Origin of the sequence: Desulfonispora thiosulfatigenes DSM 11270 (assembly GCF_900176035.1) — a bacterium.
GTDB lineage: Bacteria > Bacillota > Peptococcia > Peptococcales > Desulfonisporaceae > Desulfonispora > Desulfonispora thiosulfatigenes.
The window spans coordinates 31,239-54,941 of the sequence record NZ_FWWT01000006.1 but is presented as its reverse complement, the minus strand read 5'-3'; the positions used below and the strand labels follow the sequence as shown (position 1 = coordinate 54,941).

Here is a 23,703-nt window from a genome sequence, read left to right as displayed (position 1 = left end):
ATTTAGGAATTGGAGGTGCGAGTATATGCCTGCTGTATTAAGCTTAGCCGCTTTAGGTTTAGTTTTAGGAGTACTTTTAGCAGTAGCTAGCCAAAAATTAAGAGTTGAAGTAAATCAAAAAATAGGTTCAATCACAGAAGTATTACCAGGAGCTAACTGTGGTGCTTGTGGTTTTCCAGGTTGTAGTGGTTTGGCAGAAGCTATTGTGAATGGAGAAGCTAGCGTAGATGCTTGTGTCCCAGGCAAAGAAGCAGTTGCTAAAAAGGTTGCAGAACTTATGGGCGTAGAAGTAACAAATCTAGGCAATGATAGAAAAGTTGCTCAGCTGAGATGTAACGGTGGTTTAGATAATTGTACAGATAGATTTATCTATGAAGGAATTCAAGATTGTAAAGCAGCAGCTAATATTTTTAATGGTCAAAAATCTTGTGAGTTTGCTTGTTTAGGATTTGGTACTTGTGCTAATGTTTGTCCTTTTAATGCAATTACCATGGGTGAGAATAATCTACCGATAGTGGATTATGATAAATGTACCGGTTGTAAAAAGTGTGTGGATAATTGCCCAAAACATGTATTAGAACTTGTAGGAATTAGTCATAAAGTTCATGTAAGATGTAGCAGTACTGAAAAAGCTAAAGATGCAAGATCTAAATGTAAAGTTGCTTGTATTAAGTGTAAAATTTGTGAAAGAAATTGTCCGACAGAGGCTATTAAAGTTCTTCCTATGGAAAAGGGTGGAAGCCTAGCTGTAATTGATTATGATAAATGCACTAACTGTGGTATTTGCGTAGAAAAATGTCCTAATAAAACAATTCATCTTCTTGATTGTCCAATTGCCTTAGAACCAAGCATGAAAGATAAACCTGTAGAAGAAAAAAGCTGTGCTACTTGTCCTGCGGCAGTGGCTTGTGGAAAAACAAAATGAAATTAAAAATCTTACTTTTAAGCTTGTTGATAGTTTTTACTACAACAAGCTGTTCTTTACCCTTGAGGGAATATGAATATACAAGTGAAGAATTTATTATGGACACTTTTATTAAAATTAAAGTATATGCTGATAATGAAAACAAGGCAAAAGAGTCTACTAAAAAGGCATTTCAGGAGTTTAAAAAAATTGAGCTTTTAACTAATCGATTTGCAAAAGAAGAGACACCAGAATATGAAAAAAGCGAAATAATTAAAATAAATAAAGAAGCAGCTTTAAGACCAGTAAAGGTAAGTCAAGATGTTTTTGAAATGATTAGTTTAGCAAAAGAATATAGTACTGAAACTAAAGGAGCCTTTGAGATAACAATTGCTCCTGTTATGGATTTATGGGGTTTTGGCACAGAAAAAAATAATATTCCAGAAGATATGGAGTTAAGAAATAAGCTAGATATAGTAGGTTCGGATAAAATTATTTTAGATAGAGAAAATAATACGGTAGCATTAGCAAAAAATAATATGTCCTTAGATTTAGGTGCAATAGCTAAAGGTTATGCTACCCAAAAGAGTGTAGAAGCATTAAGAAATTCTGGAATAGAAAAAGCAATCGTTAATGCAGGAGGAAATATCTACGTTTTAGGAGAAAAAGAAAAGGGTAACCCCTGGAAAATAGGAATTCAAGACCCACGTAAAGAAGAAAGCATAATTGCTGTTTTAAATTTAAAAGATCAAGTAACCGTAACCTCAGGTGATTACCAACGCTATTTTGAGGTTAACGGAAAGAGATATCATCATATCTTAGATCCACGAACGGCAAAACCGGCTACTGGCCTTTTAAGTGTAACGGTTATTACCGATAATTCTACAAAGGCTGATATATTATCTACCTCATTTTTTGTCTTAGGTCTTGATGAGAGCTTAGTTTATTTAGAAAAGCATCCTGATATATTAGCCTTTTTTGTGACCAAGGACAACAAAATTATCTTTTCACCAGGTTTAAAAGAGATAGTAGAATTAAAAGAAAGTGAGGACTATAGTTATGAAGAGAGGCGATAAAATACTTATTGGGATTCTCTTATTGATAGTCCTTGCTTTTTTTATGCTAGCAGAAGCAAGAAAAGCTAATGAACCAGCAAATAAAATAGCTGTGGTAAGAGTAAAAGGAGAAATAGAGCAAAAGATAGAATTAGTAGAGGACAGAAATAATGAATTTAACTTTATTGGACCAATGGGAATTTCAAGGGCAAGGCTGGAAAATGGTAAAATTAAAATGATTTCTTCGCCTTGTAAAGATAAAATTTGTATCAAACAAGGGCACATTAGCACGGGCGGTCAAAGTATAGTATGCGTGCCTAATCAAGTGAGTATCAGCATTGAAAAAGAGGATGAACTAGATGAAATTACAAGGTAAAATTAAAAAACAAATATTTTTAGCAATTTTAGTTTCTATAGCATTAGTACTACATCTAGTCGAAGCCATGTTACCTAATCCTTTTCCTATTCCAGGTGCAAAGCTCGGGCTTGCTAATATAATTACCCTAATTACCTTGATGTTATATGGACTTAAAGAAGGTTTAATCGTGGCTATTTTACGAGTAATCTTGGGATCCTTAATGAGTGGCACCTTTACAGGTCCTGCTTTTTTGATTAGTTTATCAGCTGCTCTTAGTAGTACTTTTTTAATGAGTATATTTTTGAAATTCAAAAATGTCTTTTCGCCAATTAGTGTGAGCATCATAGGCGCCATTACCCATAATATTACACAATTATTTGTGGTAGCACTTTTAATTAGTACTTTTAATATTTACTTGTATTTACCCTTTTTGCTTTTAGTAGCTATACCCGTAGGGATTTCAACAGGATACATAGCGGGATTAGTTAAAAGTCATTTAGATAAACTTGGCTATAAATAATAAATAATAAATAATAAATAATAAATAATAAATAATAAATAGTTCAGCTTGTTTGTCTGAAAAAGCAAACTATGATAGTATATAAGCCGTGTGAAACATTACCAATAAGGGATGGAGGAAAAATTATGTTTACTTTACCAAATTGCCCAAAATGCAATTCAGAATATACTTACGATAATGGAACTCTTTTAGTTTGTCCAGAATGTGCCCACGAGTGGACAGCAGAATCAGAAATAGAAAATACTAGTGATAAAAAGGTTGTCAAAGATGCAAATGGAAATATCTTAAATGATGGTGATACGATAACAGTAATTAAAGACCTGAAAGTAAAGGGAAGTTCATCATCTGTCAAAATAGGAACAAAAGTAAAAAATATTAAATTAGTTGATGGAGACCATGATATTGATTGTAAAATTGATGGTTTTGGAGCTATGAAATTAAAATCTGAATTTGTCAAAAAAGCATAATTAAGTTTAAAGAAAAAATGAGCACCTCAAAAGTTCGCAAGAATAAAATTGAGGTGCTTTTTTTTAAGCATAATTTTTAGTGATATAATAAACTTAACATATAATAAAGGGGGATATTATGAAAATTAAAGCAGTTATTTTAGATTTAGATGGTACATTATTTGACTCAGTTGGTGGAATCGCCTATTCACTTAATAAAGTATTAAAAGAAAATTCTCTACCTACCCATGAAGTAGATACAGTAAAAACTTTTGTTGGTAATGGAATTAAAAAGTTAGTTTTTCGAGCGTTACCAAGTACTTATAGAGATTATACAACCTTAGAATATTTCTATAGGCAAATGTTAGATACATATAAAACACACTGGGATTATGATTTTAAATTTTATGAAGGTATGGAAGATTTATTAAAAGAGTTAAATGAGAGAAATATTAAAATAGCTGTCAATACTAATAAAGATCATAATATTACTGAAGAAATAGCAAAAAAATACTTATCGAAATGGGATATTAAATATATTATTGGGGATAGAAAAGATATCGCTAAAAAACCAGACCCAAAGGGAGCACAAATTATAATGGAAAAACTTGAAGTTAGTCCTTCTGAATGTCTATTTGTCGGTGATAGTGAAGTAGATGTAGAGACGGCACATAATGCAAATATTAAAGCTATAGCAGTTACCTGGGGCTTTAGAGATAGAGAAATGCTACAAAAAGCAGATGCCCTCATTGAGCATCCAATGGAACTTTTACAATATTTATAAAGGATGATTTTAGTGCTTAATATAACTTTGCTTGGAAGCGGAGGAGGAATGCCCATGCCAAATAGGTATTTATCTTCCCTTCTAATGAATTATAAGGGAAGAAAAATTTTAATAGATTGTGGAGAAGGTACCCAAGTTGCGATGAAAATTATGAAAACAGGCTTTAAAGCTTTAGATATAATATGTATAACGCATGCTCATGGGGATCATCTTTTTGGCCTACCGGGACTTCTTTCAACCCTTGGAAATAGTGGAAGAATAGAACCAATTACGATAATAGGCCCTTCTGGTATAGAAGAAATTATAAACGGACTCATGGTAGCTGTTTCAGGACTTCCGTATGAAATAAATATAATAGAAAATCCTAAAAATTATTTAAGTCTTGATCTATTAGCAAATAGTAAACAATTAAGACAAGTAAATGAGAAGGACTTTTCGACGGAAAACATTATGATTGAGGCCTTAGAACTTGACCATTCCTTGCCATGTTTAGGTTATAATTTTTATGTCTTTAGAAGACCTAAATTTTCTCCTGAAAAGGCTACAAGTAATCAGGTACCTAAAAAAATATGGCAAAAACTACAAACAGGTGAAGCTGTAAATTATCAAAACAAAATGTATGAACCCTACATGGTTTTAGGAGAAAAAAGAAAAGGGATAAAATTAAGCTATATTACAGATACCAGACCCTTAGATACTATTGCTGAATTTATCAAAGATAGTGATTTATTCATTTGCGAAGGAACCTATGGGGATAATAATGACCTACATAAAGCTATTAAAAATAAACATATGACCTTTTCTGAAGCAGCTGAATTAGCGGATAAAGGAAAAGTAGCAGAACTATTACTGACCCATTTTAGCCCAGCTATCAATGAGCCTGAAGAATATAAAGTAAATGCTGAAAGCATTTTTAAAAACACAATTATTGGATACGATGGATTTTTTAAGTCCTTAACCTTTGAAGAAGAGTAGTATAAAATAATTAATTAGTCATAGAGATTATGGAGGTTATTGGAGTTGATGAACGAATTCCAATAGTTAATGATTAAAATAATATTATTTATAATTAAGGATAAAATAGATGTGAGTTTTACTATCTATTTTATTCTTTTTTTATTAAAACATAATTTAATATTTTCCCTAATAAATGGAGGACGAAACTATGAATTTAGTATCAGGTAATATGCTGTGGACGAGTATAGATAAAATACCAAATAAATATTCCTATTTGAGTGAGGACATAGAATGTGATGTATTAGTAATCGGAGCAGGCATAACTGGGGCAATTGCTGCGCATTATCTTAATCAAGCTGGAGTTAAAACGGTTATGGTAGATAAAAATATAATAGGGTATGGAAGTACTAGGGCTTCAACTTCTATTTTACAATATGAAATAGATATAGATTTATATGGACTTAAAAGCATGATAGGGGAAGATAAGGCCGCAAAATGCTTTAAACTTTGTGAAAATGCTGTTTATGAAATTGAAAAAATAATAAATAATTTAGAAGAAGATTGTGATTTTTCCCTAGAAGAAAGTTTGTATTATACCAATAATGCTTCACAAGTTTCATACCTAAAAAAAGAATTTGATTTACGAAAAAAACATGGATTAGATGTAAAATTTTTAGATAAAGAACAAGCAAAAGAAAAATTTTCTTTTCCTATTGAAGCTGGAATTTACTCAAATTCAGGAGCTGCTAGCATTAATCCGTATAGATTTACTCATGCTTTGATTTCTAAAGAGGTTAAAAATGGACTAAAAGTATTTGAAAATACGGAGATAATTAAAATCTCCCCGCAAGATAAGTACGTAAACTTAGAAACTAATAATAATTATAAAATAAAAGCAAAAAAGGTGATTATTGCAGCGGGTTATGAAGGTAAAGATTATATACATGGAAAAATAGCAGATATGTCTCGAACCTTTACAATTGTAACTAAACCTATTAAAAATTTTGCCGGTTGGAATAACAAATGCATAATTAGAGACGATAATGACCCATATATATATTTACGGACTACAGGCGACAATAGAATTATCATAGGTGGTGAAGATGAGGAATTAGGTAAAGATACTAGCAAAATTGCTAATTTATCTAATGATGATATAGCAGCTACCTTAAAATATGATAGTTTACTTAAAAAATTAAAATCTTATTTTCCTCTAATTGATGATATAGAAGTTGAATATAAATTTAGTGGAATATTTGCTGTGACTAAAGATGGATTACCTTATATTGGTGAATATCAGCACATGCCTAATTGTTATTTTTCTTTAGGATATGGCTCTAATGGAATTCTATATGCAATTATTGCAGGGCAATTAATAAGGGATTTATATTCTAATAAAGAGAGATCAGAATATGAATTATTTAGCTTTACGAGGTAGGATAATATAAAGGTGATTAACATTAAGTGGAAACATAAAATTTGTTTAAATGGTTATTCTAATAACGTCGGGCATATAATGATCGAGCCAATTATATATACCAGCATATGGTATATATTTGCCAAAATCCCTATATTAGCTAGCTATGGCTAGTATAGAGATAGAGGGAGATTTTATGTGGTAAAGAAAGGTTTTATTATAGTCGAATTTATTTGATTATAATGAGATCCCAATTTATTATGTAGGGTCGAGCTAAGATTATGCCTAGTTTCGCAGGTTATTATCTTTTAGATAATAATTAATGGTTGTATCTAGCTAAGTGGTTTTATACAGCTGTAAAGAAATTATGTATAGTTGAACGAATCATTATTAGGGGTAATTAACTGCTTTTTCATAGTCTTATGATTATGATCAGGTAATAACTTATCTTTATTAGTGTAAGTTAGATTATTATATGCTCGATATTAGTGGTAGTAAAGAAAAAAATCGTAGTAAAGAAAAAAATCATGGGAGGTAGAGCAAATGAATATGAACATGAATATGGGTGGACAACCTCAAAACAGTGGACAACCTCAAATTAAAGACAAGAATTTAAAAGTAATTAATGACCAATTAAACTATGAATCATTAATGAATAAAAAGTGTAGTCAATATAGTAACTACTGTACAGATCCTCAATTAAAATCATTATGTAGTGAAGCTGCTAATGCTCATAAACAAAACTTTAATCAATTAAAAAGCTATTTAGAATCACATCAATAATATTGCATTAAGTTTTTGTCTATAATTTATTTCAAGGAGGTTTAATAATGAACTTTAATAATAGAAATATGCAATCTATGGGTAACCAACAAAGTAGTCAACAAAACGCTTCTGGCTCTACAGGAAGTTTTTCAGAACAAGAATTAATGAATGATATTTTAGCTACGGAAAAACAAGTAATTTCTGCATATAGTACAGGTATTACGGAAAGCTCTTGCCCAAATTTAAGAAATACCTTAATAAATAATTTTAAGTCTGCCCAAGACATTCAATATAAAGTATTTAATGCTATGGAACAAAAAGGTTGGTACCAGACGGAAGATGCTGCCTCTAACCAAGTTCAACAAGCTAAACAAAAAGCTAATGAAATGTCTAGTAAGTTACAATAACTAGTATAATGTAATTAAATATTTATCTTCTTTAACAACCCTAGATAACTGAATTTTTATCTAGGGTTGTAGTTATTTAATTTATGATTTAGTACATCGAATAAAAACGTCTAAAGCAGGAAAGATAAATTTAAAAGGGAATACTTACATATACTACGAAAAAAGTTTCAAATTTTCGTAGGACGTAAATAAATATTTATTATTAATACAATTTCAAAGAAAATTGAGTGGTACAAGGGGATGAAAAAGTGGATTATAGTAAACTTACTAAGGATCAACTTATTCAAATAATAGAAGAAGTAAAGCTTTTAAATGAAGTTTTACTTAAAGAAAAGGAACAAGAAGTAAAATTAAAATTTCCATGGACAGGTAATTTAGGTCATTGGTACTGGAATGTAAAAGCAAATATTGTAACATGTAATGCTTTGAAAATAACTACTTTAAATTATAGTAAAGATGAAATTCCAGAGAGAATGGGCTATGAATTTTTTACAGATAAAATTCATCCAGATGATTATCAAAACGTAATGAATTGTATGATTTCTCATTTATCAGGTGAAACTGATGTTTATGAAGTAGAATACCGTATAAAAACTAAGCAAGGCTGTTATAAATGGTACTATGATCGAGGAAAGATTACGCGCTATGATGAATTAGGTAAACCTATTTTTCTTTCAGGAATTGTATTTGATGTAACTGAAAAAAAGGAAGCAGAATTCAAATTAATGGAAATAAACAGAATGCTATATACTAAAGTTAATAATGATGGATTAACAAATTTAAATAGGCGTGAAGTTTTGATGGAACATTTAAAGGCAGAAATAGATAAAGTCTTAAAGTGCCCAAAGCCTTTAGCGATAGCTATTTTAGATATTGATAATTTTAAGAAAATTAACGATACCAAAGGACATGTTTTTGGAGATCGGGTTTTAAAAGAAATAGGGAATATTATAAAACAAGAAGTAAGAGATACTGACTTTGTCGGCAGATACGGTGGAGAGGAATTTATTATTGTTTATTCTAATACTTATCTAAAAGATGCTATTACTGTATCAGAGAGAATAAGAAAAAGTATTGAAAATCATTATTTTGAAGATGGTTACAATGTAACTACTAGTGGAGGAGTATATCAGTATCAAGGAGAATCTTTAGAGGAATTTATTAAAAGAGCAGATGAGAATTTATATAAAGCAAAGGTAAATGGGAAAAATAGGATAATATAGCTTAAGAGAAAGTAATATTTTAAAACATAATATAAGAGGAGTTATCAATGATTATTAAAAAAATGACTGTAGGAATCCATGAAGCAAATGCTTATATAATCCATGAGGAAGGTATAAACGAAGCCCTAATAATAGATCCGGGGGATGGAAAAAAAACAATTGTTAAATATCTTGATAAGAATAAATTGCAACTAAAGGGAATAGTCTTAACCCACTATCATTATGATCATACAAGTGTAGCCAATGGGTTAAAAAAGAAATACAATTGTCCCATTTATGCACATAAAAAAGAATTGGAGGGCCTAGGTGACCCTGAAATAAACCAATCAACGACTATGCATAGCAATCTTATTTCTATTACTCCGGATATAGTTTTATCCGATGGAGATATAATTAATTTAGGTAACCTAAAATTATCTGTAATACATACTCCGGGGCATACTCCTGGGGGGATTTGTCTTAAAGTTAATGATACAAATGTAATTTTTACAGGTGATACTATCTTTAGTGATGATTTAGGGAGAACTGATTTAGCGGGAGGTAGTGAAATCTTATTAAAAAAAACAATTTCTAATAAAGTATCTCAATGGACAGATGAAACTATAATCTATCCAGGACATGGAGAAACGGCTACCATGCAAGAAGTGAGAAAAAAGGATGTACCTTTTTTAAACAAGAAAAAATAATTAACAACTTAAATGCACAAACTTAGATAAGTTTGTGCATTTTTTGATGAATTAAATATTAGTATTTAGTATTCGTGATGGTCTGTGACCATAATTATATCTATCATAGCAGCATTATAAAAATTAAAGGAAGTGGCAAGTTTGCTTTTTAGGTCATAAGATATTATATGATAGCTTATAATGAAAGGAGCCAATATGAATAATCATTATTTTATGGCTAATATGATGAATCCTAGCATTGTCGCTTTTGCTAGAGGGGATGTAAATGGTGATAGAATCCCTGATAATGTGTATTTAACCGGTGTAAAGACCCCAAGTAGTCCTTTTATTCAGAATATAATACTTTTAATTCAGGATGGAAGGACAGGAAGATTTGTGAGTGTACCACTTGCAGATAATACAGGATATAATCCAACATTATTTTTGGGGGATTTTACTGGAAATGGTGTAGATGATATTTTGATAAGTATTGCAACAGGTGGTAGCGGGGGAATAATGAACTACTACATTTATTCCTTTATGAACAATATAGCAAAATTATTGTTTGATTTTAATGTATATAACGAGCAATATAAATATGATGTTAATTACAAGAACAACTACAAGGTTGAAGTTATTAGCAAGAACAATAATGAAAAATACATTATAGATATATCCAATAAGGGAGCAGATTATCTAAATGAAATATATAACGAGGACGGTAAACTTAAGAATCCAATTACAGGATTTGTAAATCCATTAAGCGGCTTGTATCCTGTAGATTTTGATTCAAATAAAGCATATGAGCTGTTAGCATATCAAAAAATAGCTGGAAGATACAATGCAGATTCTTTGGGGTATGTTTTGAATACATTAAGCTGGCAAGATAATAGGTTTGTTCTGGTTAATCAGTATGTAGCTATTTTGGGATCTCCAACAAAAAGATAATTATTAAAAGTTAAGAGGTTAAAGAAATTTACTTTAACCTCTTAACTTTTTTAGATGAGTATAAGATAAAGTATCTAACAAAAAAGGGAGATGAAATAAAAGAAATTGAAATTAGTCATGCAGAAATAAATCAAAGAGTTAATGGAGGCTGGCAAGAGTTTTATCTAGTCGTTAACTAAATAGACAAGCAATAGAATCAGTTAATAGAAAAGTTATTGATAATGGCAGTAATGTTCCAGGGACAGATTTAAAGTTATGTTCTTAAGAATTAAGGAATGAATATGAAAATGTCGATTTAATTATTTCTAAAGGGCAAGGTAATTATGAAACTTTAAGTGATGAGAAAAATAAAGATATTTTCTTTTTATTAAAGGCTAAATGTCTCGTAGTAGCAGAGGATTTAGGGTGTGATATTGGGGATATAGTTTTAAAAAGAAACTTATATATATAGGAAAGTAATTTTCTTTAAGAAGAAGCTATATTAATGAAGGTAGACAAAATCATCGATTTTTAGAGACAGAGACCATAATTTGAAGTTAGATTTAAGTGATTTTACACCTTTTAAGCAAACTGTTTTTAATGCTGTTAATAACATTAAGGTAGGTAGTATTTGCACCTATAAAGGTAACAGTTGAGGATATTCTTGCTTCTAACCCGTAAATCGTAAACCCGGACATTTTATTTGTAGGTCATGTTATATGTATATCCAAGGATCGCCTAAACCTATCTGTAATACGTACTCCAGGTCATACCCCTGGGGGGATTTGTCTTAAATTTAATGATGTAAATGTAATTTTTTAGGATATAGATAAACGTCTACCATGCGAGAAGTTAGGAAAAATGATTTACCATATTTAAGTAAGAAAAAATAAAAGATGCACAAACTTAGCTAAGTTTGTGCATCTTTTAAGGAAATAGGAAAGTGAAAACAAACTAGTATGAAATAATTTGCGAAGCAGAATTTTAGTGTTTAGTATTCGTGGTCTTCCATTGCATCCTCTTTAGTTCTATGAACTGTACCGCATGGATGCTCAGGGGGTGCATAGATAGAGTATAATTTAAGTGGCTTAGAACCTGTATTAATTAAGTTATGCCATTTACCAGCAGGAATAATTATTATATAGTCATCATAGACATTCCTCACGTAATCTAAATTATCTTCATTATCTCCTATTTTTACTAGTCCTTGACCTTCTTCAATACGTATGAATTGATCGAGTTCGGGATGAACTTCTAAACCTACAGATTCCCCAACTTTGATACTCATTAAAGTAACTTGTAAATGGGTTCCAGTCCATAAAGCAAGACGAAAATATTCATTTTGCTTAGTAGCTTTATCAATATTAATTACAAAGGGATCTGGTCCATAATCCTTTAATTTAAGAGGTTGCTCAGGTTGAACTGGCTGATATGGAGTGTTATACCAACCTGGGTATGGATACATTGGATATAATCCACAATTATTATTTGGATTACACATTGGTTTGTTAGGACAATAAGGGTTTGGATACATTGGATAATTATTATGCATATTATTCAATCCTTTCTTGGGCTTTTTATTATTCTATTCACTATGTTTAGTAATGACATCAATATTTGCCTTTTCAAAAGAAATAATGGGTGTTATCCTAAGATAGAATTACATTTAAGGAGAACATACTATGCTATCTTTGGTCATACCTTCATATAATGAAGAACTAAATATTTGCGCTGTTGCAAAAGTAATTACCCAGCTTTTAGATCAGCATAAGATCACCTATGAAATTATTTTTGTAGATGATGGTTCTGTAGATCAAACCTTTAAAATGATTGAAACTTTAGCGAAGGAAAACCCTAAAATTAGAGGGATTAAATTTAGTCGTAATTATGGTAAAGAAGCTGCTATCATTGCTGGCTTAAAATCCTCTAAAGGTAAATGCTGCGCTGTAATGGATGGAGACCTACAACATCCACCTGAACATCTTATTACCATGTATGATTTATGGAAACAAGGCTACGTGATTGTGGAAGGTGTTAAAACAAGTAGGGGTAAGGAAAGCTGGATTTACAGTAAATTTTCCAAGTTGTATTATAAAATTATCAATAATTTCATTGATATGGATTTAAGTGGAGCTTCAGACTATAAATTGTTGGATAGAAAAATTGTAGATATCTTGATTAAATTACCAGAAAAGGACACCTTTTTTAGGGGATTGTCCTTATATTTTGGCTTTCCTAGAACAACAGTTGAATTTGAAGTAGCAGAAAGAGCTAGTGGTGAAACTAAATGGACTTTATTTGGTTTATTTCGTTATGCAGTTAATAGTCTATCCTCTTTTACAGCTTTTCCTTTATATTTAATTACAATGGTAGGTTCGTTCCTACTATTAATATTTTTCATATTAGGTATTCAGACTTTATATAATTATTTGGTTAGAGGTGCAGTAGAAGGATTTACAACCGTTATTCTTTTGCTACTCTTGATTGGTAGCACTACATTAATTAGTATGGGAATAATTGGACACTATATTGCTAAAATTTATGAAGAAGTAAAAGGCAGACCACGCTATATTGTTGAAAAAATGTTACCTAATCAAGATTTAAGCCTGGAAGGTGAAATAGAAAATGAATAATGAACTTTTTCGGTTTATCTTAGTAGGTATTTTTAATACAATTTTAGGGGTATCTACGATGTTTTGTTTTTATAATTTCTTTGGTTTAGGTTATTGGGGATCTAGTGCTCTATCTTATACTTTTGGTAGCATTATTTCATTTTTCTTAAATAAAAGTTTTACTTTTAAAAATAATGATAGTTATGTTTCTACTAGCATAAAGTTTGCTGTTAATATAGGTGTTTGCTATTTTGTAGCCTATCTTATTGCTAAGCCTTTTGTTCGCTTTCTTTTATCTTCAATTGGATACAGTTTTAGTAGCAAGATGATTGAACAAATAGCGATGCTTGTGGGAATGGTGATATTTACAGGACTTAATTTCATAGGACAAAAGGTATTTGTGTTTAATAAGGAGGATCATATCTATGAGGAGTAGTTTGGATCAAGAGTCTTGGCAGCAAATGCTACCAGATACTTACATAAAAAATAAGTTTCAAAATATTAGCCATCGCTTTAGGTTGGCATTTTTTTCTGCACTTATTTTTGGTTTTATAACTCATATTTTTATGTTTGTTAATAAACTCCCTAATGGGGATGATTTAGAGAGTATGTATCGAAATTATAGTATGATTACTAGTGGTCGATGGTTTGATAAAGTAGCCATGGCTCTGAGTTCTTATTATAGTATGCCTTGGGTTACAGGGGTAGTGGCTCTTTTCTTTTTGGCCCTTTCGATAGCTATGATTGTTTCTATTTTGGATATAAAAAAACCTAGTAATGTGGTAATGACGGGAGCGCTATTAACTACCTTTCCTATTTTAGCAGCGATGTTTTCTTATATGTTTTATGCAGATCTTTATATGATTTCTATGTTTTTATCTGTTAGTGCGATTTGGTTGACTAAACGGTATTGGTATGGTTTGTTTTTAGGAGCCTTAGGTATTGCTTGTTCGATGGGGTGTTACCAGGCTTATATTGGGTTTGCGATAGTTCTTTGTATTTTATCAATATTACAGATGATTCTTAACAATGAAAAGTCAACTAAAGAGGTAATATTTATTACATTTAGATACCTCTGTGTAGGAATATTAGGTGTAATCTTATATTTTGTAGTTTCAAAGTTTTGTTTATCTTACTTTAATTTAACCTTAACTGATTATCAAGGAATTGACCAAATGGGAAATACAAGCGTTATTCACTTCTTAAATATTATCCCAGAAGCCTATGTGGATTTTTTTGCTTTCTTCTTTAGTGACTTATATCTTAAAAATCCAGTCTATGTTAAATTTTTATATGCTGTGATATTTTTATTGATATCGGTATTTAGCATAATAGCAATAGTGCGTAATCAAGTTTACAAGAAGATCACCATTGTACTAGTACCTGTTCTATTAGGGATTTTGCCACTTGCTTTTCAAGTTATTTTATTTATGGCGCCAAAGGCATTCCTGCATTTTCTCATGTATCCACAGTATGCACTTTTCTTTGTGATGCCACTATTTTTAGGAGAAGCAGCTTTTGTACGAAAAAAGAAAACTTTAATCCAGTGGAGAGCAGACATTTTTTGTAGCTGGATTATATTAATCGTATCATGTGTTATTTCTTATAATTTTTATTTGACTAGTAATATTAGTTATTTAAATCTACATCTAAAATATGAAATAACCTATGCAACAGAACTACGAATATTGGATAGAATTGAGCAACATCCAGAGTATACTAAGGATACGCCAATTCTCTTTGTCGGAGCTTTTCCTAATAATAATCACTCGATATATCCTCAGGCAACAAATAATTTTGTAAGTGGGTTAGTTGGCATTAATGGAAACCTTGTACATCATGATTTGAATTATGAAGGGTTTTATAGCAATTACTTAGGGGTGCAAGTAAATCTTGCTACAGAAGATCAGAGGGATAGTGTTCTAAATAAGTTAAAAGAACTTGATATGCCAATCTGGCCAGAAATTGGATCAGTGGATATGGTTGATGGCATAATGGTAGTAAATATTAACCCTAGTTAAGATAAAAGCAAGCAAAGGAGCTTAATTAAATATACTAAGTGAGTGGAATAAATAAAAAAGCTAAGTAGTTAGAGTAAAAGACTTTAACTTCTTAGCTTTTTTGAGTTTTAAACAAAATATGTAACAAAAAACGGGGTAATAAAAGAAGTAAATATTGCTGATAGGGCCATCGCAATTCCCGACATAGCTCCTTGAACTTCTCCTTCTTGAATGGCAATAGCTGTACCTTGTCCATGAGCAGTAGTTCCGATAGCTAATCCTCTACATATAGGATTGGTTATTTTAAATTTATCAAGTAGCCAAAAAGCAATCATAGAACCACCTGTACCTGTAGCTACCACAAAGGCCGCTGTTAAGGCAGGATCACCACCAATAATTTTAGTGATTTCAACGGCAATAGGCACAGTTACTGATTTAGTTAAGAGGGAAAGTTTAATAATTTCACTAAAATTAAGCAAATTACTTAAAAATGCCATAGAAGTAACAGTTGATAAGACACCAACACCAATACCTGTTAAAATAGGAAAAAAATATTTTTTTAAAGTAGTGATATTTTTATATAAAGGGACAGCTAAGGCAACCGTTGCAGGACCCAATAAAAAGGTCATAATATTTTTACCTGGTGTATAATCTTCAAAAGATAATCCTGAAAGTAAGAGGGTAATAATTATAATTGCAGTACTTAAAAAGACAATATTAGTAAATGGTGAGGGGTATTTTTGATTTAATTTACGGCTAAACCAATAACTAAGTATTGTAATTACAATAGAATAAAGTATTATTAATATTTTCATATCTATTTATAACCTTTCTTGTCTAAAGATTTTGATAAAAATAATGTTGTAAAAGCAGTGGATAGAATAGTAATCACAGCTCCAATCATAATTATAGAGATTAACTGGATTCCTTGACTTAAAAATAGTTCGCCCCAAGCCATTAAGCCAACTGCTATCGGAATAAAAAAGAAAGCCATATGTTTAAGTAAAAAACTTGCTCCATCTTCAATCCAACTAATAGGTACTATTTTAAGTGTTAAAAGTAGTAATAATAGTAACATACCAAAAACATTACCTGGAATAGGTATATGTAAATAGGAAACAGCTATATCTCCAATTTTATAAATTCCCCACAAGATACTAAAATGGAATAGAACCTTTAGCCAATGTAACATAGAAAAACACCTCCTTTAACGATTTTAACCTTACTTTTTAAAATCAAGCCATTAATAATATTAAACTAAATTTGAGATAAAATATATATATAGGTCGAAAATACAGTAAATATGAGAAATTATGAAGCAAAGTAAAGGAGTAATCTAAATTGTGAAGAATATTTAGAATACGAGATAATAGGCTATTAAAGATGGCTAAGTTATCACTATTATAGATTAATATAAAGTTTGATGTAAGGAGAATTTATGTATGACTCAAAATATAAATCAGCAAGCAAAAATTAAGATACTAAAGGGAAAAATCTTAGCTTTCTATGAATATCTATTAGCACAGGGTGATCAAGATAATGCGCAAAAGGTTAAACAATTAGCCGGTAAGCTAGTGAAAGAAGAATTTGCGATTGCTTTTTGTGGTCATTTTTCAGCCGGAAAATCCAGTATGATTAATCGTTTAGTGGGAGAAAATATCTTGCCGTCTAGCCCCATACCAACTAGTGCAAATCTGGTCAAGGTAAAAGAGGGAGATGAATACGCAAAGGTCTTTTTTAAAAATGAAAAACCACGCTTATATCGTGCTCCCTATGATTATAAAATGGTAAAAAATTATTGTAAAGATGGAGATCTAATCAAAGAAATTGAAATAAGTTATACAGATATAAATTTGCCAAGCAAAACTGTGATTATGGATACTCCTGGTATAGATTCAGTAGATGATGCGCATCGTATTGCCACAGAGTCTGCGCTTTATCTTGCTGATTTAGTTTTTTATGTGATGGATTATAATCATGTGCAATCAGAGGTAAACTTTATGTTTATCAAAGAGTTAACTGAGGCTGGTAAAGAAGTTTATCTTGTCATTAATCAAGTAGACAAGCATTCTGATAAGGAACTTTCTTTTACTGACTTTAAAATAAGCGTAGCTGAATCTTTTGCCTCATGGGGCGTAAATCCTGCGGATATTTTTTATACTTCTTTAAAAGAAGAGAAGCATGAACATAATCAATTTCAGAGGTTGCAGGATTTTTTAGCAGAACGGCTAGAAGAAAAAGATACTTTACTCGTTAAGTCTATCTTTCATTCTCTGCAAAAATTGCTTAAAGACCATTTTGATTTAATAAATAAAAAGAATGAGCTAATGCTGAAGCCTTTTAGGGATATTTTAAATAAATTGTCGTCCAAGGAGTATGAAGATTTAGAAAATAGTTATAATGGCTTATGGCAGGAAAAAAACGATTTAATTGGTGCTGTAGAAAAGGCAGAACAGGAATTTAATTCTGAAGTGAAAAGACTCTTAGATAGTGCCTATTTAATGTCATTTCAAACTAGAGAATTAGCCCAGTCTTATCTTGAGTCGTGCCAACCAGGATTTAAGGCTGGATTTTTATTTAGAAAACAAAAAACAGAGGAAGAGCGGCAAAAAAGGTTGGATATTTTTTATCAAGATACCCTTATTAAAACTAAATCACAAGTAGAGTGGCATCTGCGGAACTTTCTCGTAAACTTTTTAAAAGATAAGCGGATTGAAAATAAAGAATTATTAGCTAAGATTCAAGATTTCCATGTAAATTTTTCAAGCCAATTATTAACCTCATTGGTAAAAGGAGGAGCCGTTTTATCAAATACCACTGTTATGAATTATACAACTGATGTAGTAAGTGAGATTAAAAGCTTTGCGAAAAATAGTTTAGAAGAGCTAAAAGATGAAATATTGACCTCTTTACAAGAGAAAAATGAGGCTGTTGAAGCTAGGATATCTGAAAAGTTAGCTGGATTTAAGCAGTATATTACTGCCTTTGAACAGGTAAAAAAGCAGGAGTCAACTGAGCAAGCTCATAGAAAAAAGATCGAAATGTTAATTAGTAATGCAGAGGCTCTGGAGGATGAGAGATGTCATTTATTTAATATAGTGGAAGAAGAATATGAAGTAGTCGATGGAAAAACTATGATAGTGCAAAAGATTCTGGAAAAAAGTAACCTGCCATTAAAAAATTCAAAGAATAAAGAGTTAACTAGCAAAGTTGTAAGCACCCCAAATAAATTAGCCCTAGATGAATCATCTGACAGGATGAAGCAGACATCAGAAAAATTAAACAAAACGGCCCAAATAATAAAAGATTTACCTGGTTTTAAAAAGCTGGCAAGTGAGTTAGAGGAAAAAGGGAATAGATTAGAAAATAAGGGCTTTACGGTTGCATTGTTTGGGGCTTTTAGTGCAGGTAAATCCTCCTTTGCAAATGCATTAATTGGTGAGAGGGTTTTACCTGTATCGCCAAATCCGATGACAGCAGCTATTAATAAAATTAAACCAGTAAATAATAAATATCAGCATGGTACTGTTATTATTAAAGTAAAAGAAGAAGTGGCAATGCTGGAGGATATAAATCATGCGTTAAAATTATTTGAATTTCATGCAGAAAGCTTAAATAATGCATTAGAAATTGTAGAAAACATTGATAGTAAATCTGGTCAACAAGGAGCATCTGAAAAAGCTAATTTTACCTTTTTACAAGCCTTTAAACGTGGGTTTAAAACGTTTAAAGGACAGTTTGGAAGTGTAATAGAAACAACAATGGATGAGTTTGGTGATTACGTTGCTAAGGAAGAAAAGTCTTGTTTTGTGGAATGGATTGATCTTTATTATGATTGTTCGCTAACACAGAGGGGTATTACACTCGTTGATACACCAGGAGCAGATTCTATTAATGCTCGTCACACCAGCGTAGCTTTTGATTATATCAAAAATTCAGACGCTATATTATTTGTGACGTATTATAATCATGCGTTTTCAAAACCTGATCGAGAATTCTTGATTCAACTAGGCCGTGTAAAGGATTCATTTCAGTTAGATAAGATGTTTTTCATAATAAATGCTATTGATTTAGCAAATAATGAGGAAGAAAAAGAAGAAGTAATCGAATATGTTCACGAGCATTTAATAAAATATGGTGTTAGAAAACCTAATTTATATTCATTATCAAGCTTACATGCACTAAAAGAAAAAAGGAAAAAGTAGATCCTCCTATTTCGGGGATGCCAGTTTTTGAGGAATCTTTTTATTATTTTATTACACATGATTTAGCAAATATGGCGGCAAGGGCATCTGAAAATGAACTAAGACGAGTATATAGTTTAGTAGAAAAACTAATTGAGAGTACGAATGAAGATGCTGTAGTTAAACAAAAGAAAAGAGAAAATATTAAAGCTGAAAAAATAAATATAACCGAAATTATTACACAGCAAACAGCAAAAAAATTAAAAAATCAAATAGATCAAGAAACAGAAGAGTTAATTTATTACATAAAGCAAAGAGTATTTTTGCGATTTAGTGATTTATTTAAAGAATCATTTAATCCGATGGTCTTACGCGATGATGGTCATAATTTAAAGCAAGTTTTGCGAAATTGTCTTAATGAACTACTCGAGCAAATTGGGTTTGATTTTGCCCAAGAAATGAGAGCAACAACGGTAAGATTGGATCGCTTTGCAGAAAAAATAACAGCAGAATATCAGATAATGCTGGGGGAAAAAATTCGTGATGTCAATCAAGATGTATCTTTTTCTACTTTTGAATTTAAAAATGAAAGAGAAATTGATTTTGAAGTGGCTTTTAAAGATATATCATCTGGATTATTTGCAAAGGCTATGGATTATTTTAAAAATCCCAAAGCATTTTTTGAAAAAGGTGAAAACAAATTAATGAGCGAAGAAATTAGTCGCGTGCTCACAGTTGAGGCAGATGAATATTTACAAAATGAACAAAAAAGGATTCAAACATTATATGAAAGTGTCCTGGAAGATGAATTTGAAAAGCTCATTAAGCAAATAAAAGAGCAGGTAGAAGACTTCTATTTAAGTTTACTGTCAGCTTTAGATGGTGGAGTATCAGCAAAACAGCTAAATGAAATCAAGGAAAGCTTAACAGAATTTATCTAGAAAATTTTTTTAAAGGATAGAGGTTAAACATAGGTGAAGAATATTGAAAATATCTTTAAAATTGATTTATTAAATGAATCTAATTTACAAGAAGTCATGTTTCTCCAAAATGAAATTATAAATAGTTTAAATAATCCTGATATTTATGCCTTTACATCAGAAGGAGAATTTTTAGAAATTTTAACAGGTCAAGGGATTATGGTAGGAACATTTTTTGAGGGAAATTTATGCGGTTATTTTGCTACTATGGTTCCGGGAGACAAAGAAGATAACTTAGGTCTAGATCTTAATTTAGACAAAAAAGAATTAAAAAAGGTAATTCATTATGAGGTAGCAGCTGTCCATCCAGATTTTAGAGGTAATAATTTGCAGAAACAAATGGCTAATAAATTACAAGAAATAGTTATGGAAAGAGACCAGTGGCATTATACCATGGCTACAGTTTCCCCTTTCAATTATCCAAGCTTAAATGTGTTTTTGACTGGACTTAATATGGTAGCTAAAAAAATATCTAAAAAATATGGAAATAAACTAAGATATATATTATATCAAGATTTACAAAATCCCCTTTCTTTAAAGAAAGAAGAGACAATTATTGTTTTAAATACTGACTATGAAAAACAAAAAGAACTATTTAACTCAGGATATTGTGCGTATAATATTAAAAAAGTAGGCAATTTTAATAAAGTTTATTTTGCGAAAGAAGTAGGCCTTTAAGCTGTTCTATAAACGGAAAAATAAAAATAGAATATACTTTGTTTTGGTATTATGGATAAGCCTATGGCAAATTAGGTTGATATTACTTATTAGAAGAAGTATACTTAATTAAAAGAAAAATCAATATATTTTATATCGGGAGCTTGAAAAGGCTGAGAGTATGATGTTTTCGTAGACCGATTGAACCTGTTGGGTAATGCCAGCGTAGGGAATGTGATTAAATTATTACACTTTGCTTACGCAAAGTGTTTATTTTTTTTAGGGGGAAATATATATATGAGTGAACAAGAAGTAATTAATTATGTCAGTAAATTTATTGTTCAAGGACATGCTTCAGATGAGCAATTTAATGAGCTTGCTTTGTATCTATATGCTTATCATTATAAGCATAATCTACCTTATCAAAAATATTGTCGTCTAAAGGGAATTACCCCAAGAACAGTGAAAACATGGAGACAGATTCCTCCGGTGCCAGTTGATGCTTTTAAAGATTTTTCCTTAAGTTGTATCAATCCTGATAAAGCTGAAAGGATTTTTATGACTAGTGGCACAACGCAAGGGATTCGTGGAAAACATTATCATCCTAACTTGTATTTATATGATTTGTCCATGAAATATAATTTTAGAGAACGCTTTATGGGAAAAAATGAAAAAATTCACATGGGAATTCTTTTTCCGACAGAAGAAGAGATGCCAAATTCATCTCTAGCTCATTATCTGGCTTTTGCTCTACAGGAATTTGGAACAGAGCATAGTTCCTATTTTATTGATGATAATGGTTTAAAGATAGAATATCTTATAGAAAAATTAGAACATTTTGAAAAGTCAGGAGAGCCTTGTGCGTTATTAGGTGCAAGCTATAGTTTCGTACATATATTAGATGAATTAGAAAAGATGGGAAAAGTATTTAATCTGCCTAAAGAGAGTAGAATTCTCGATACAGGAGGATTTAAAAATCAATCAAGAGAGATGAATTTGGATAACTTTTATAACCGTCTTTCGAGTTGCTTTGGAGTTGATAGGAAAAATTGTATCAACATGTATGGTATGACGGAGCTGAGTACCCAGTTTTATGATAATGGAAACATGGTAATTCCTTCAATAAAGTCTGGACCTCATTGGATAAAAACTAGGGTCATTAACCCTATAACAGGACAAGATGTACCTAAAGGGGAAAAAGGTTTACTTGTTCATTGTGATTTAGCTAATTTTAACTCGGTGACCACCATTCTTACTGAAGATATAGGGGTAGAAGTAGAAAATGGTTTTCTTCTGTTGGGCAGGTCAGAAGGTGCAGAAGCCAAAGGTTGCTCTATTGCAGTTGAGGAATTTATTCAGGCAAAGAAAGGAGTATCTCTATGATAGAAAAGGCCGGCTATTTACCCCTTAGCTTCCAAGAAAAGCTGGAATGGCAGACTTTGACTTTTAAAAGGGAAAGGGAAATATTGGAAATAGAAATACCTATACTTTCAGAGGAGCAGCTTTCTGCCGTGGCAGAGATGATTAAAAAGAATAGCAGAACTGTACTTAAATCATTTACTGTAAACCAAATTATCAACATTTTAGATCAAACTATAGCAAAGTTTCTCGATAAAAGTTCATATTATAGGCAGAAGGCAGAAAAACTGCTGCCTATTATTACTGGGTATAATGAGGAAATTATTCGTTTAGGTCTTACGTCATATTTAAAAACCTTTCGCAAACCGCAGCTCTATCGATTCTTGACGGAAGATTTTGAAAATCCTATGCTTTTAGATGATTTTCAACCTAGGCCAAAAGGTGGTTTTTCAAAGGCAGTAGGACAAGATCTTGTAGTTCATATCTGGGCGGGAAATGTACCGGCTCTTCCTATATGGAGTCTTATATCTAGTCTTATGGTGAAATCAGGAAATATCGGTAAGGTTTCAAGTAATGAACCTTTATTTGCGGGGTTATTTGTTCAAGCATTGGTAGAAATAGAACCTAGATTAGCTGATTGTGTCGCAATTGTTTGGTGGAAAGGGGGAGACAAAGTTCGTGAGAGTAGGATTTTCAGTAAGGCTGACCTAGTAGTTGGTTATGGGAGTAATCAATCATTAGCTTCACTTAGAGAACAAATTCCTATTACAACTAGGTTTCTCCCATTTGGTCATAAAATTAGTTTTGGGATGGTCTCAAATGCGGCTTTAGATGCACGAAAAGCCGTTCAAGCTGCTCATGATGCGGCAAATGATATTATTCGATATGATCAACAAGGATGCTATTCACCTCATTTTTTCTTTGTTGAAAAGGGTGGAAGCGTTTCTCCGAAGGAATTTGCCAGATATGTTGCTTACGAACTGGCATGTTTTGAGGAAAGGTATCCTAAAAGAGAATTATCCATAGAAGAGATGACAGCTAATGCTGCTTGGCAAAACAGAGAAGAGCTCAGCATTCTTCACGAACCAATGAAAGAAATAATTAGTAATTCATCAAATGACTGGACTGTTGTCTATGAAGAAGATTGTAGTCAACTAATACCTAGTTGTTTAAATAGAGTTATTAAAATTATTGCTGTAGATCAACTTGATGAAATTATTGAATATATTGAACCGTTTCGTTCTCTTTTACAAACAGTAGGTATTGCAGCAACGCCAGAAGAACTTTTCTCCATTTCAGACTTATTAGCTAAAGCAGGGGTTACTCGTATAACCGCGCTTGGAAACATGACTTCTCCTGAATCAGGTTGGCATCATGATGGACGGTTTAATTTAAGTGATTTAGTCAACATAGTAGACATCGAACATAGTGCAGAGGATTATTCTGAGAAATTTGCTCTATACGTTGATTAGGAGGTAAGCCC

Annotated in this window: 24 protein-coding genes, 1 pseudogene and 1 riboswitch; of the genes and pseudogenes, 22 read left to right on the top strand and 3 right to left on the bottom strand. The window is 31.4% G+C overall.

Annotation, left to right across the window (positions count from 1 at the left end):
- Positions 1 to 25: 25 nt before the first annotated feature.
- The 14 genes and pseudogenes from B8965_RS01260 to B8965_RS13060 all read left to right on the top strand — a co-directional run.
- Positions 26 to 925, top strand: coding sequence for an RnfABCDGE type electron transport complex subunit B (locus tag B8965_RS01260; protein ID WP_084052055.1), 900 nt, complete (start codon positions 26 to 28; stop codon positions 923 to 925).
- The gene (locus B8965_RS01255; protein WP_084052054.1) at positions 922 to 1,980 is read left to right on the top strand and encodes an FAD:protein FMN transferase; all 1,059 of its coding nucleotides are present in this window, start codon (positions 922 to 924) and stop codon (positions 1,978 to 1,980) included. The genes B8965_RS01260 and B8965_RS01255 overlap by 4 nt, the downstream gene beginning before the upstream one ends.
- Positions 1,964 to 2,335 carry a NusG domain II-containing protein gene (locus B8965_RS01250; RefSeq protein WP_084052053.1) on the top strand — a complete coding sequence of 124 codons (372 nt, stop codon included), beginning with the start codon at positions 1,964 to 1,966 and terminating at the stop codon, positions 2,333 to 2,335. The genes B8965_RS01255 and B8965_RS01250 overlap by 17 nt, the downstream gene beginning before the upstream one ends.
- On the top strand, positions 2,319 to 2,837 hold the full coding sequence (locus B8965_RS01245) for a Gx transporter family protein (RefSeq protein ID WP_084052052.1): 519 nt from the start codon (positions 2,319 to 2,321) through the stop codon (positions 2,835 to 2,837). Before B8965_RS01250 ends, B8965_RS01245 begins: the two co-directional genes overlap by 17 nt.
- A gap of 125 nt (positions 2,838 to 2,962) precedes the next feature.
- Complete coding sequence (locus B8965_RS01240; RefSeq protein ID WP_084052051.1) at positions 2,963 to 3,304, top strand: zinc ribbon domain-containing protein YjdM; 342 nt, start codon at positions 2,963 to 2,965, stop codon at positions 3,302 to 3,304.
- A gap of 118 nt (positions 3,305 to 3,422) precedes the next feature.
- Entirely contained in the window at positions 3,423 to 4,067 is a 645-nt protein-coding gene (locus B8965_RS01235; protein ID WP_084052050.1) for an HAD family hydrolase, read from the top strand.
- Positions 4,068 to 4,079: 12 nt separating this feature from the next.
- Positions 4,080 to 5,042, top strand: a complete 963-nt coding sequence (locus B8965_RS01230; protein WP_084052049.1) for a ribonuclease Z — start codon at positions 4,080 to 4,082, stop codon at positions 5,040 to 5,042.
- A gap of 190 nt (positions 5,043 to 5,232) precedes the next feature.
- Positions 5,233 to 6,462: an NAD(P)/FAD-dependent oxidoreductase gene (locus B8965_RS01225; RefSeq protein ID WP_084052048.1), complete on the top strand. Its 1,230-nt coding sequence runs from the start codon at positions 5,233 to 5,235 to the stop codon at positions 6,460 to 6,462.
- A 522-nt stretch (positions 6,463 to 6,984) separates the two neighbouring features.
- The gene (locus tag B8965_RS01220; protein ID WP_242941902.1) at positions 6,985 to 7,224 is read left to right on the top strand and encodes a hypothetical protein; all 240 of its coding nucleotides are present in this window, start codon (positions 6,985 to 6,987) and stop codon (positions 7,222 to 7,224) included.
- A gap of 47 nt (positions 7,225 to 7,271) precedes the next feature.
- Positions 7,272 to 7,613 carry a spore coat protein gene (locus B8965_RS01215; protein WP_341451537.1) on the top strand — a complete coding sequence of 114 codons (342 nt, stop codon included), beginning with the start codon at positions 7,272 to 7,274 and terminating at the stop codon, positions 7,611 to 7,613.
- Positions 7,614 to 7,861: 248 nt separating this feature from the next.
- A complete protein-coding gene (locus B8965_RS01210) occupies positions 7,862 to 8,836 on the top strand; it encodes a sensor domain-containing diguanylate cyclase (protein ID WP_159446233.1) in 975 nt (324 codons plus the stop codon).
- Between the two features lie 47 nt (positions 8,837 to 8,883).
- A complete protein-coding gene (locus tag B8965_RS01205) occupies positions 8,884 to 9,522 on the top strand; it encodes an MBL fold metallo-hydrolase (protein ID WP_084052046.1) in 639 nt (212 codons plus the stop codon).
- Between the two features lie 195 nt (positions 9,523 to 9,717).
- Positions 9,718 to 10,449: a spore coat protein gene (locus B8965_RS01200; RefSeq protein WP_084052045.1), complete on the top strand. Its 732-nt coding sequence runs from the start codon at positions 9,718 to 9,720 to the stop codon at positions 10,447 to 10,449.
- Positions 10,450 to 10,726: 277 nt separating this feature from the next.
- Positions 10,727 to 10,900 (top strand): annotated as a pseudogene (locus B8965_RS13060) (ARMT1-like domain-containing protein); the annotation flags it as partial.
- Positions 10,901 to 11,419: 519 nt separating this feature from the next.
- Here the strand turns inward: B8965_RS13060 and B8965_RS01190 are convergent.
- The gene (locus B8965_RS01190; protein WP_084052044.1) at positions 11,420 to 11,980 is read right to left on the bottom strand and encodes a cupin domain-containing protein; all 561 of its coding nucleotides are present in this window, start codon (positions 11,978 to 11,980) and stop codon (positions 11,420 to 11,422) included.
- A gap of 130 nt (positions 11,981 to 12,110) precedes the next feature.
- Between B8965_RS01190 and B8965_RS01185 the strand changes: the two genes are divergently transcribed.
- The 3 genes from B8965_RS01185 to B8965_RS01175 are packed head-to-tail and all read left to right on the top strand — an operon-like array spanning position 12,111 to position 15,061.
- Positions 12,111 to 13,061, top strand: a complete 951-nt coding sequence (locus tag B8965_RS01185) for a glycosyltransferase family 2 protein (RefSeq protein WP_084052043.1) — start codon at positions 12,111 to 12,113, stop codon at positions 13,059 to 13,061.
- Positions 13,054 to 13,476 carry a GtrA family protein gene (locus tag B8965_RS01180; protein ID WP_084052042.1) on the top strand — a complete coding sequence of 141 codons (423 nt, stop codon included), beginning with the start codon at positions 13,054 to 13,056 and terminating at the stop codon, positions 13,474 to 13,476. The genes B8965_RS01185 and B8965_RS01180 overlap by 8 nt, the downstream gene beginning before the upstream one ends.
- A complete protein-coding gene (locus tag B8965_RS01175; RefSeq protein ID WP_084052041.1) occupies positions 13,466 to 15,061 on the top strand; it encodes a glucosyltransferase domain-containing protein in 1,596 nt (531 codons plus the stop codon). Before B8965_RS01180 ends, B8965_RS01175 begins: the two co-directional genes overlap by 11 nt.
- 107 nt (positions 15,062 to 15,168) lie before the next feature.
- Here B8965_RS01175 and B8965_RS01170 read toward each other — a convergent pair whose 3' ends face one another.
- Both B8965_RS01170 and B8965_RS01165 read right to left on the bottom strand, forming a co-directional pair.
- Complete coding sequence (locus B8965_RS01170) at positions 15,169 to 15,855, bottom strand: LrgB family protein (RefSeq protein WP_084052040.1); 687 nt, start codon at positions 15,853 to 15,855, stop codon at positions 15,169 to 15,171.
- Between the two features lie 2 nt (positions 15,856 to 15,857).
- Complete coding sequence (locus B8965_RS01165; protein WP_084052039.1) at positions 15,858 to 16,232, bottom strand: CidA/LrgA family protein; 375 nt, start codon at positions 16,230 to 16,232, stop codon at positions 15,858 to 15,860.
- A gap of 250 nt (positions 16,233 to 16,482) precedes the next feature.
- Here B8965_RS01165 and B8965_RS01160 point away from each other — a divergent pair, with 250 nt between their 5' ends.
- The 5 genes from B8965_RS01160 to B8965_RS01145 all read left to right on the top strand — a co-directional run bounded on the left by B8965_RS01160 (position 16,483) and on the right by B8965_RS01145 (position 23,692).
- Positions 16,483 to 19,245, top strand: coding sequence for a dynamin family protein (locus tag B8965_RS01160; protein WP_200805853.1), 2,763 nt, complete (start codon positions 16,483 to 16,485; stop codon positions 19,243 to 19,245).
- Between the two features lie 17 nt (positions 19,246 to 19,262).
- Positions 19,263 to 20,165 (top strand): hypothetical protein, encoded by a 903-nt coding sequence (locus tag B8965_RS12570; protein WP_200805852.1) that lies wholly within the window; start codon positions 19,263 to 19,265, stop codon positions 20,163 to 20,165.
- Between the two features lie 33 nt (positions 20,166 to 20,198).
- Positions 20,199 to 20,882: a hypothetical protein gene (locus tag B8965_RS01155; RefSeq protein ID WP_084052038.1), complete on the top strand. Its 684-nt coding sequence runs from the start codon at positions 20,199 to 20,201 to the stop codon at positions 20,880 to 20,882.
- A 125-nt stretch (positions 20,883 to 21,007) separates the two neighbouring features.
- Positions 21,008 to 21,111, top strand: a riboswitch (TPP riboswitch).
- Positions 21,112 to 21,158: 47 nt separating this feature from the next.
- The gene (locus B8965_RS01150) at positions 21,159 to 22,244 is read left to right on the top strand and encodes a LuxE/PaaK family acyltransferase (RefSeq protein WP_084052037.1); all 1,086 of its coding nucleotides are present in this window, start codon (positions 21,159 to 21,161) and stop codon (positions 22,242 to 22,244) included.
- Positions 22,241 to 23,692 carry an acyl-CoA reductase gene (locus B8965_RS01145; RefSeq protein WP_084052036.1) on the top strand — a complete coding sequence of 484 codons (1,452 nt, stop codon included), beginning with the start codon at positions 22,241 to 22,243 and terminating at the stop codon, positions 23,690 to 23,692. Before B8965_RS01150 ends, B8965_RS01145 begins: the two co-directional genes overlap by 4 nt.
- Positions 23,693 to 23,703 lie beyond the last annotated feature (11 nt).

What these genes read in the sequence shown, in the direction of transcription:
- B8965_RS01175 (WP_084052041.1), top strand. Translation starts at nt 13,466, where the DNA reads ATGAGGAGTAGTTTGGATCAAGAGTCTTGGCAGCAAATGCTACCAGAT.
- B8965_RS01180 (WP_084052042.1), top strand. Translation starts at nt 13,054, where the DNA reads ATGAATAATGAACTTTTTCGGTTTATCTTAGTAGGTATTTTTAATACA.
- B8965_RS01215 (WP_341451537.1), top strand. Translation starts at nt 7,272, where the DNA reads ATGAACTTTAATAATAGAAATATGCAATCTATGGGTAACCAACAAAGT.
- B8965_RS01160 (WP_200805853.1), top strand. Translation starts at nt 16,483, where the DNA reads ATGACTCAAAATATAAATCAGCAAGCAAAAATTAAGATACTAAAGGGA.
- B8965_RS01225 (WP_084052048.1), top strand. Translation starts at nt 5,233, where the DNA reads ATGAATTTAGTATCAGGTAATATGCTGTGGACGAGTATAGATAAAATA.
- B8965_RS12570 (WP_200805852.1), top strand. Translation starts at nt 19,263, where the DNA reads ATGCCAGTTTTTGAGGAATCTTTTTATTATTTTATTACACATGATTTA.
- B8965_RS01150 (WP_084052037.1), top strand. Translation starts at nt 21,159, where the DNA reads ATGAGTGAACAAGAAGTAATTAATTATGTCAGTAAATTTATTGTTCAA.
- B8965_RS01235 (WP_084052050.1), top strand. Translation starts at nt 3,423, where the DNA reads ATGAAAATTAAAGCAGTTATTTTAGATTTAGATGGTACATTATTTGAC.
- B8965_RS01145 (WP_084052036.1), top strand. Translation starts at nt 22,241, where the DNA reads ATGATAGAAAAGGCCGGCTATTTACCCCTTAGCTTCCAAGAAAAGCTG.
- B8965_RS01220 (WP_242941902.1), top strand. Translation starts at nt 6,985, where the DNA reads ATGAATATGAACATGAATATGGGTGGACAACCTCAAAACAGTGGACAA.
- B8965_RS01185 (WP_084052043.1), top strand. Translation starts at nt 12,111, where the DNA reads ATGCTATCTTTGGTCATACCTTCATATAATGAAGAACTAAATATTTGC.
- B8965_RS01165 (WP_084052039.1), bottom strand. Translation starts at nt 16,232, where the DNA reads ATGTTACATTGGCTAAAGGTTCTATTCCATTTTAGTATCTTGTGGGGA.
- B8965_RS01240 (WP_084052051.1), top strand. Translation starts at nt 2,963, where the DNA reads ATGTTTACTTTACCAAATTGCCCAAAATGCAATTCAGAATATACTTAC.
- B8965_RS01205 (WP_084052046.1), top strand. Translation starts at nt 8,884, where the DNA reads ATGATTATTAAAAAAATGACTGTAGGAATCCATGAAGCAAATGCTTAT.
- B8965_RS01260 (WP_084052055.1), top strand. Translation starts at nt 26, where the DNA reads ATGCCTGCTGTATTAAGCTTAGCCGCTTTAGGTTTAGTTTTAGGAGTA.
- B8965_RS01170 (WP_084052040.1), bottom strand. Translation starts at nt 15,855, where the DNA reads ATGAAAATATTAATAATACTTTATTCTATTGTAATTACAATACTTAGT.
- B8965_RS01190 (WP_084052044.1), bottom strand. Translation starts at nt 11,980, where the DNA reads ATGCATAATAATTATCCAATGTATCCAAACCCTTATTGTCCTAACAAA.
- B8965_RS01200 (WP_084052045.1), top strand. Translation starts at nt 9,718, where the DNA reads ATGAATAATCATTATTTTATGGCTAATATGATGAATCCTAGCATTGTC.
- B8965_RS01255 (WP_084052054.1), top strand. Translation starts at nt 922, where the DNA reads ATGAAATTAAAAATCTTACTTTTAAGCTTGTTGATAGTTTTTACTACA.
- B8965_RS01245 (WP_084052052.1), top strand. Translation starts at nt 2,319, where the DNA reads ATGAAATTACAAGGTAAAATTAAAAAACAAATATTTTTAGCAATTTTA.
- B8965_RS01250 (WP_084052053.1), top strand. Translation starts at nt 1,964, where the DNA reads ATGAAGAGAGGCGATAAAATACTTATTGGGATTCTCTTATTGATAGTC.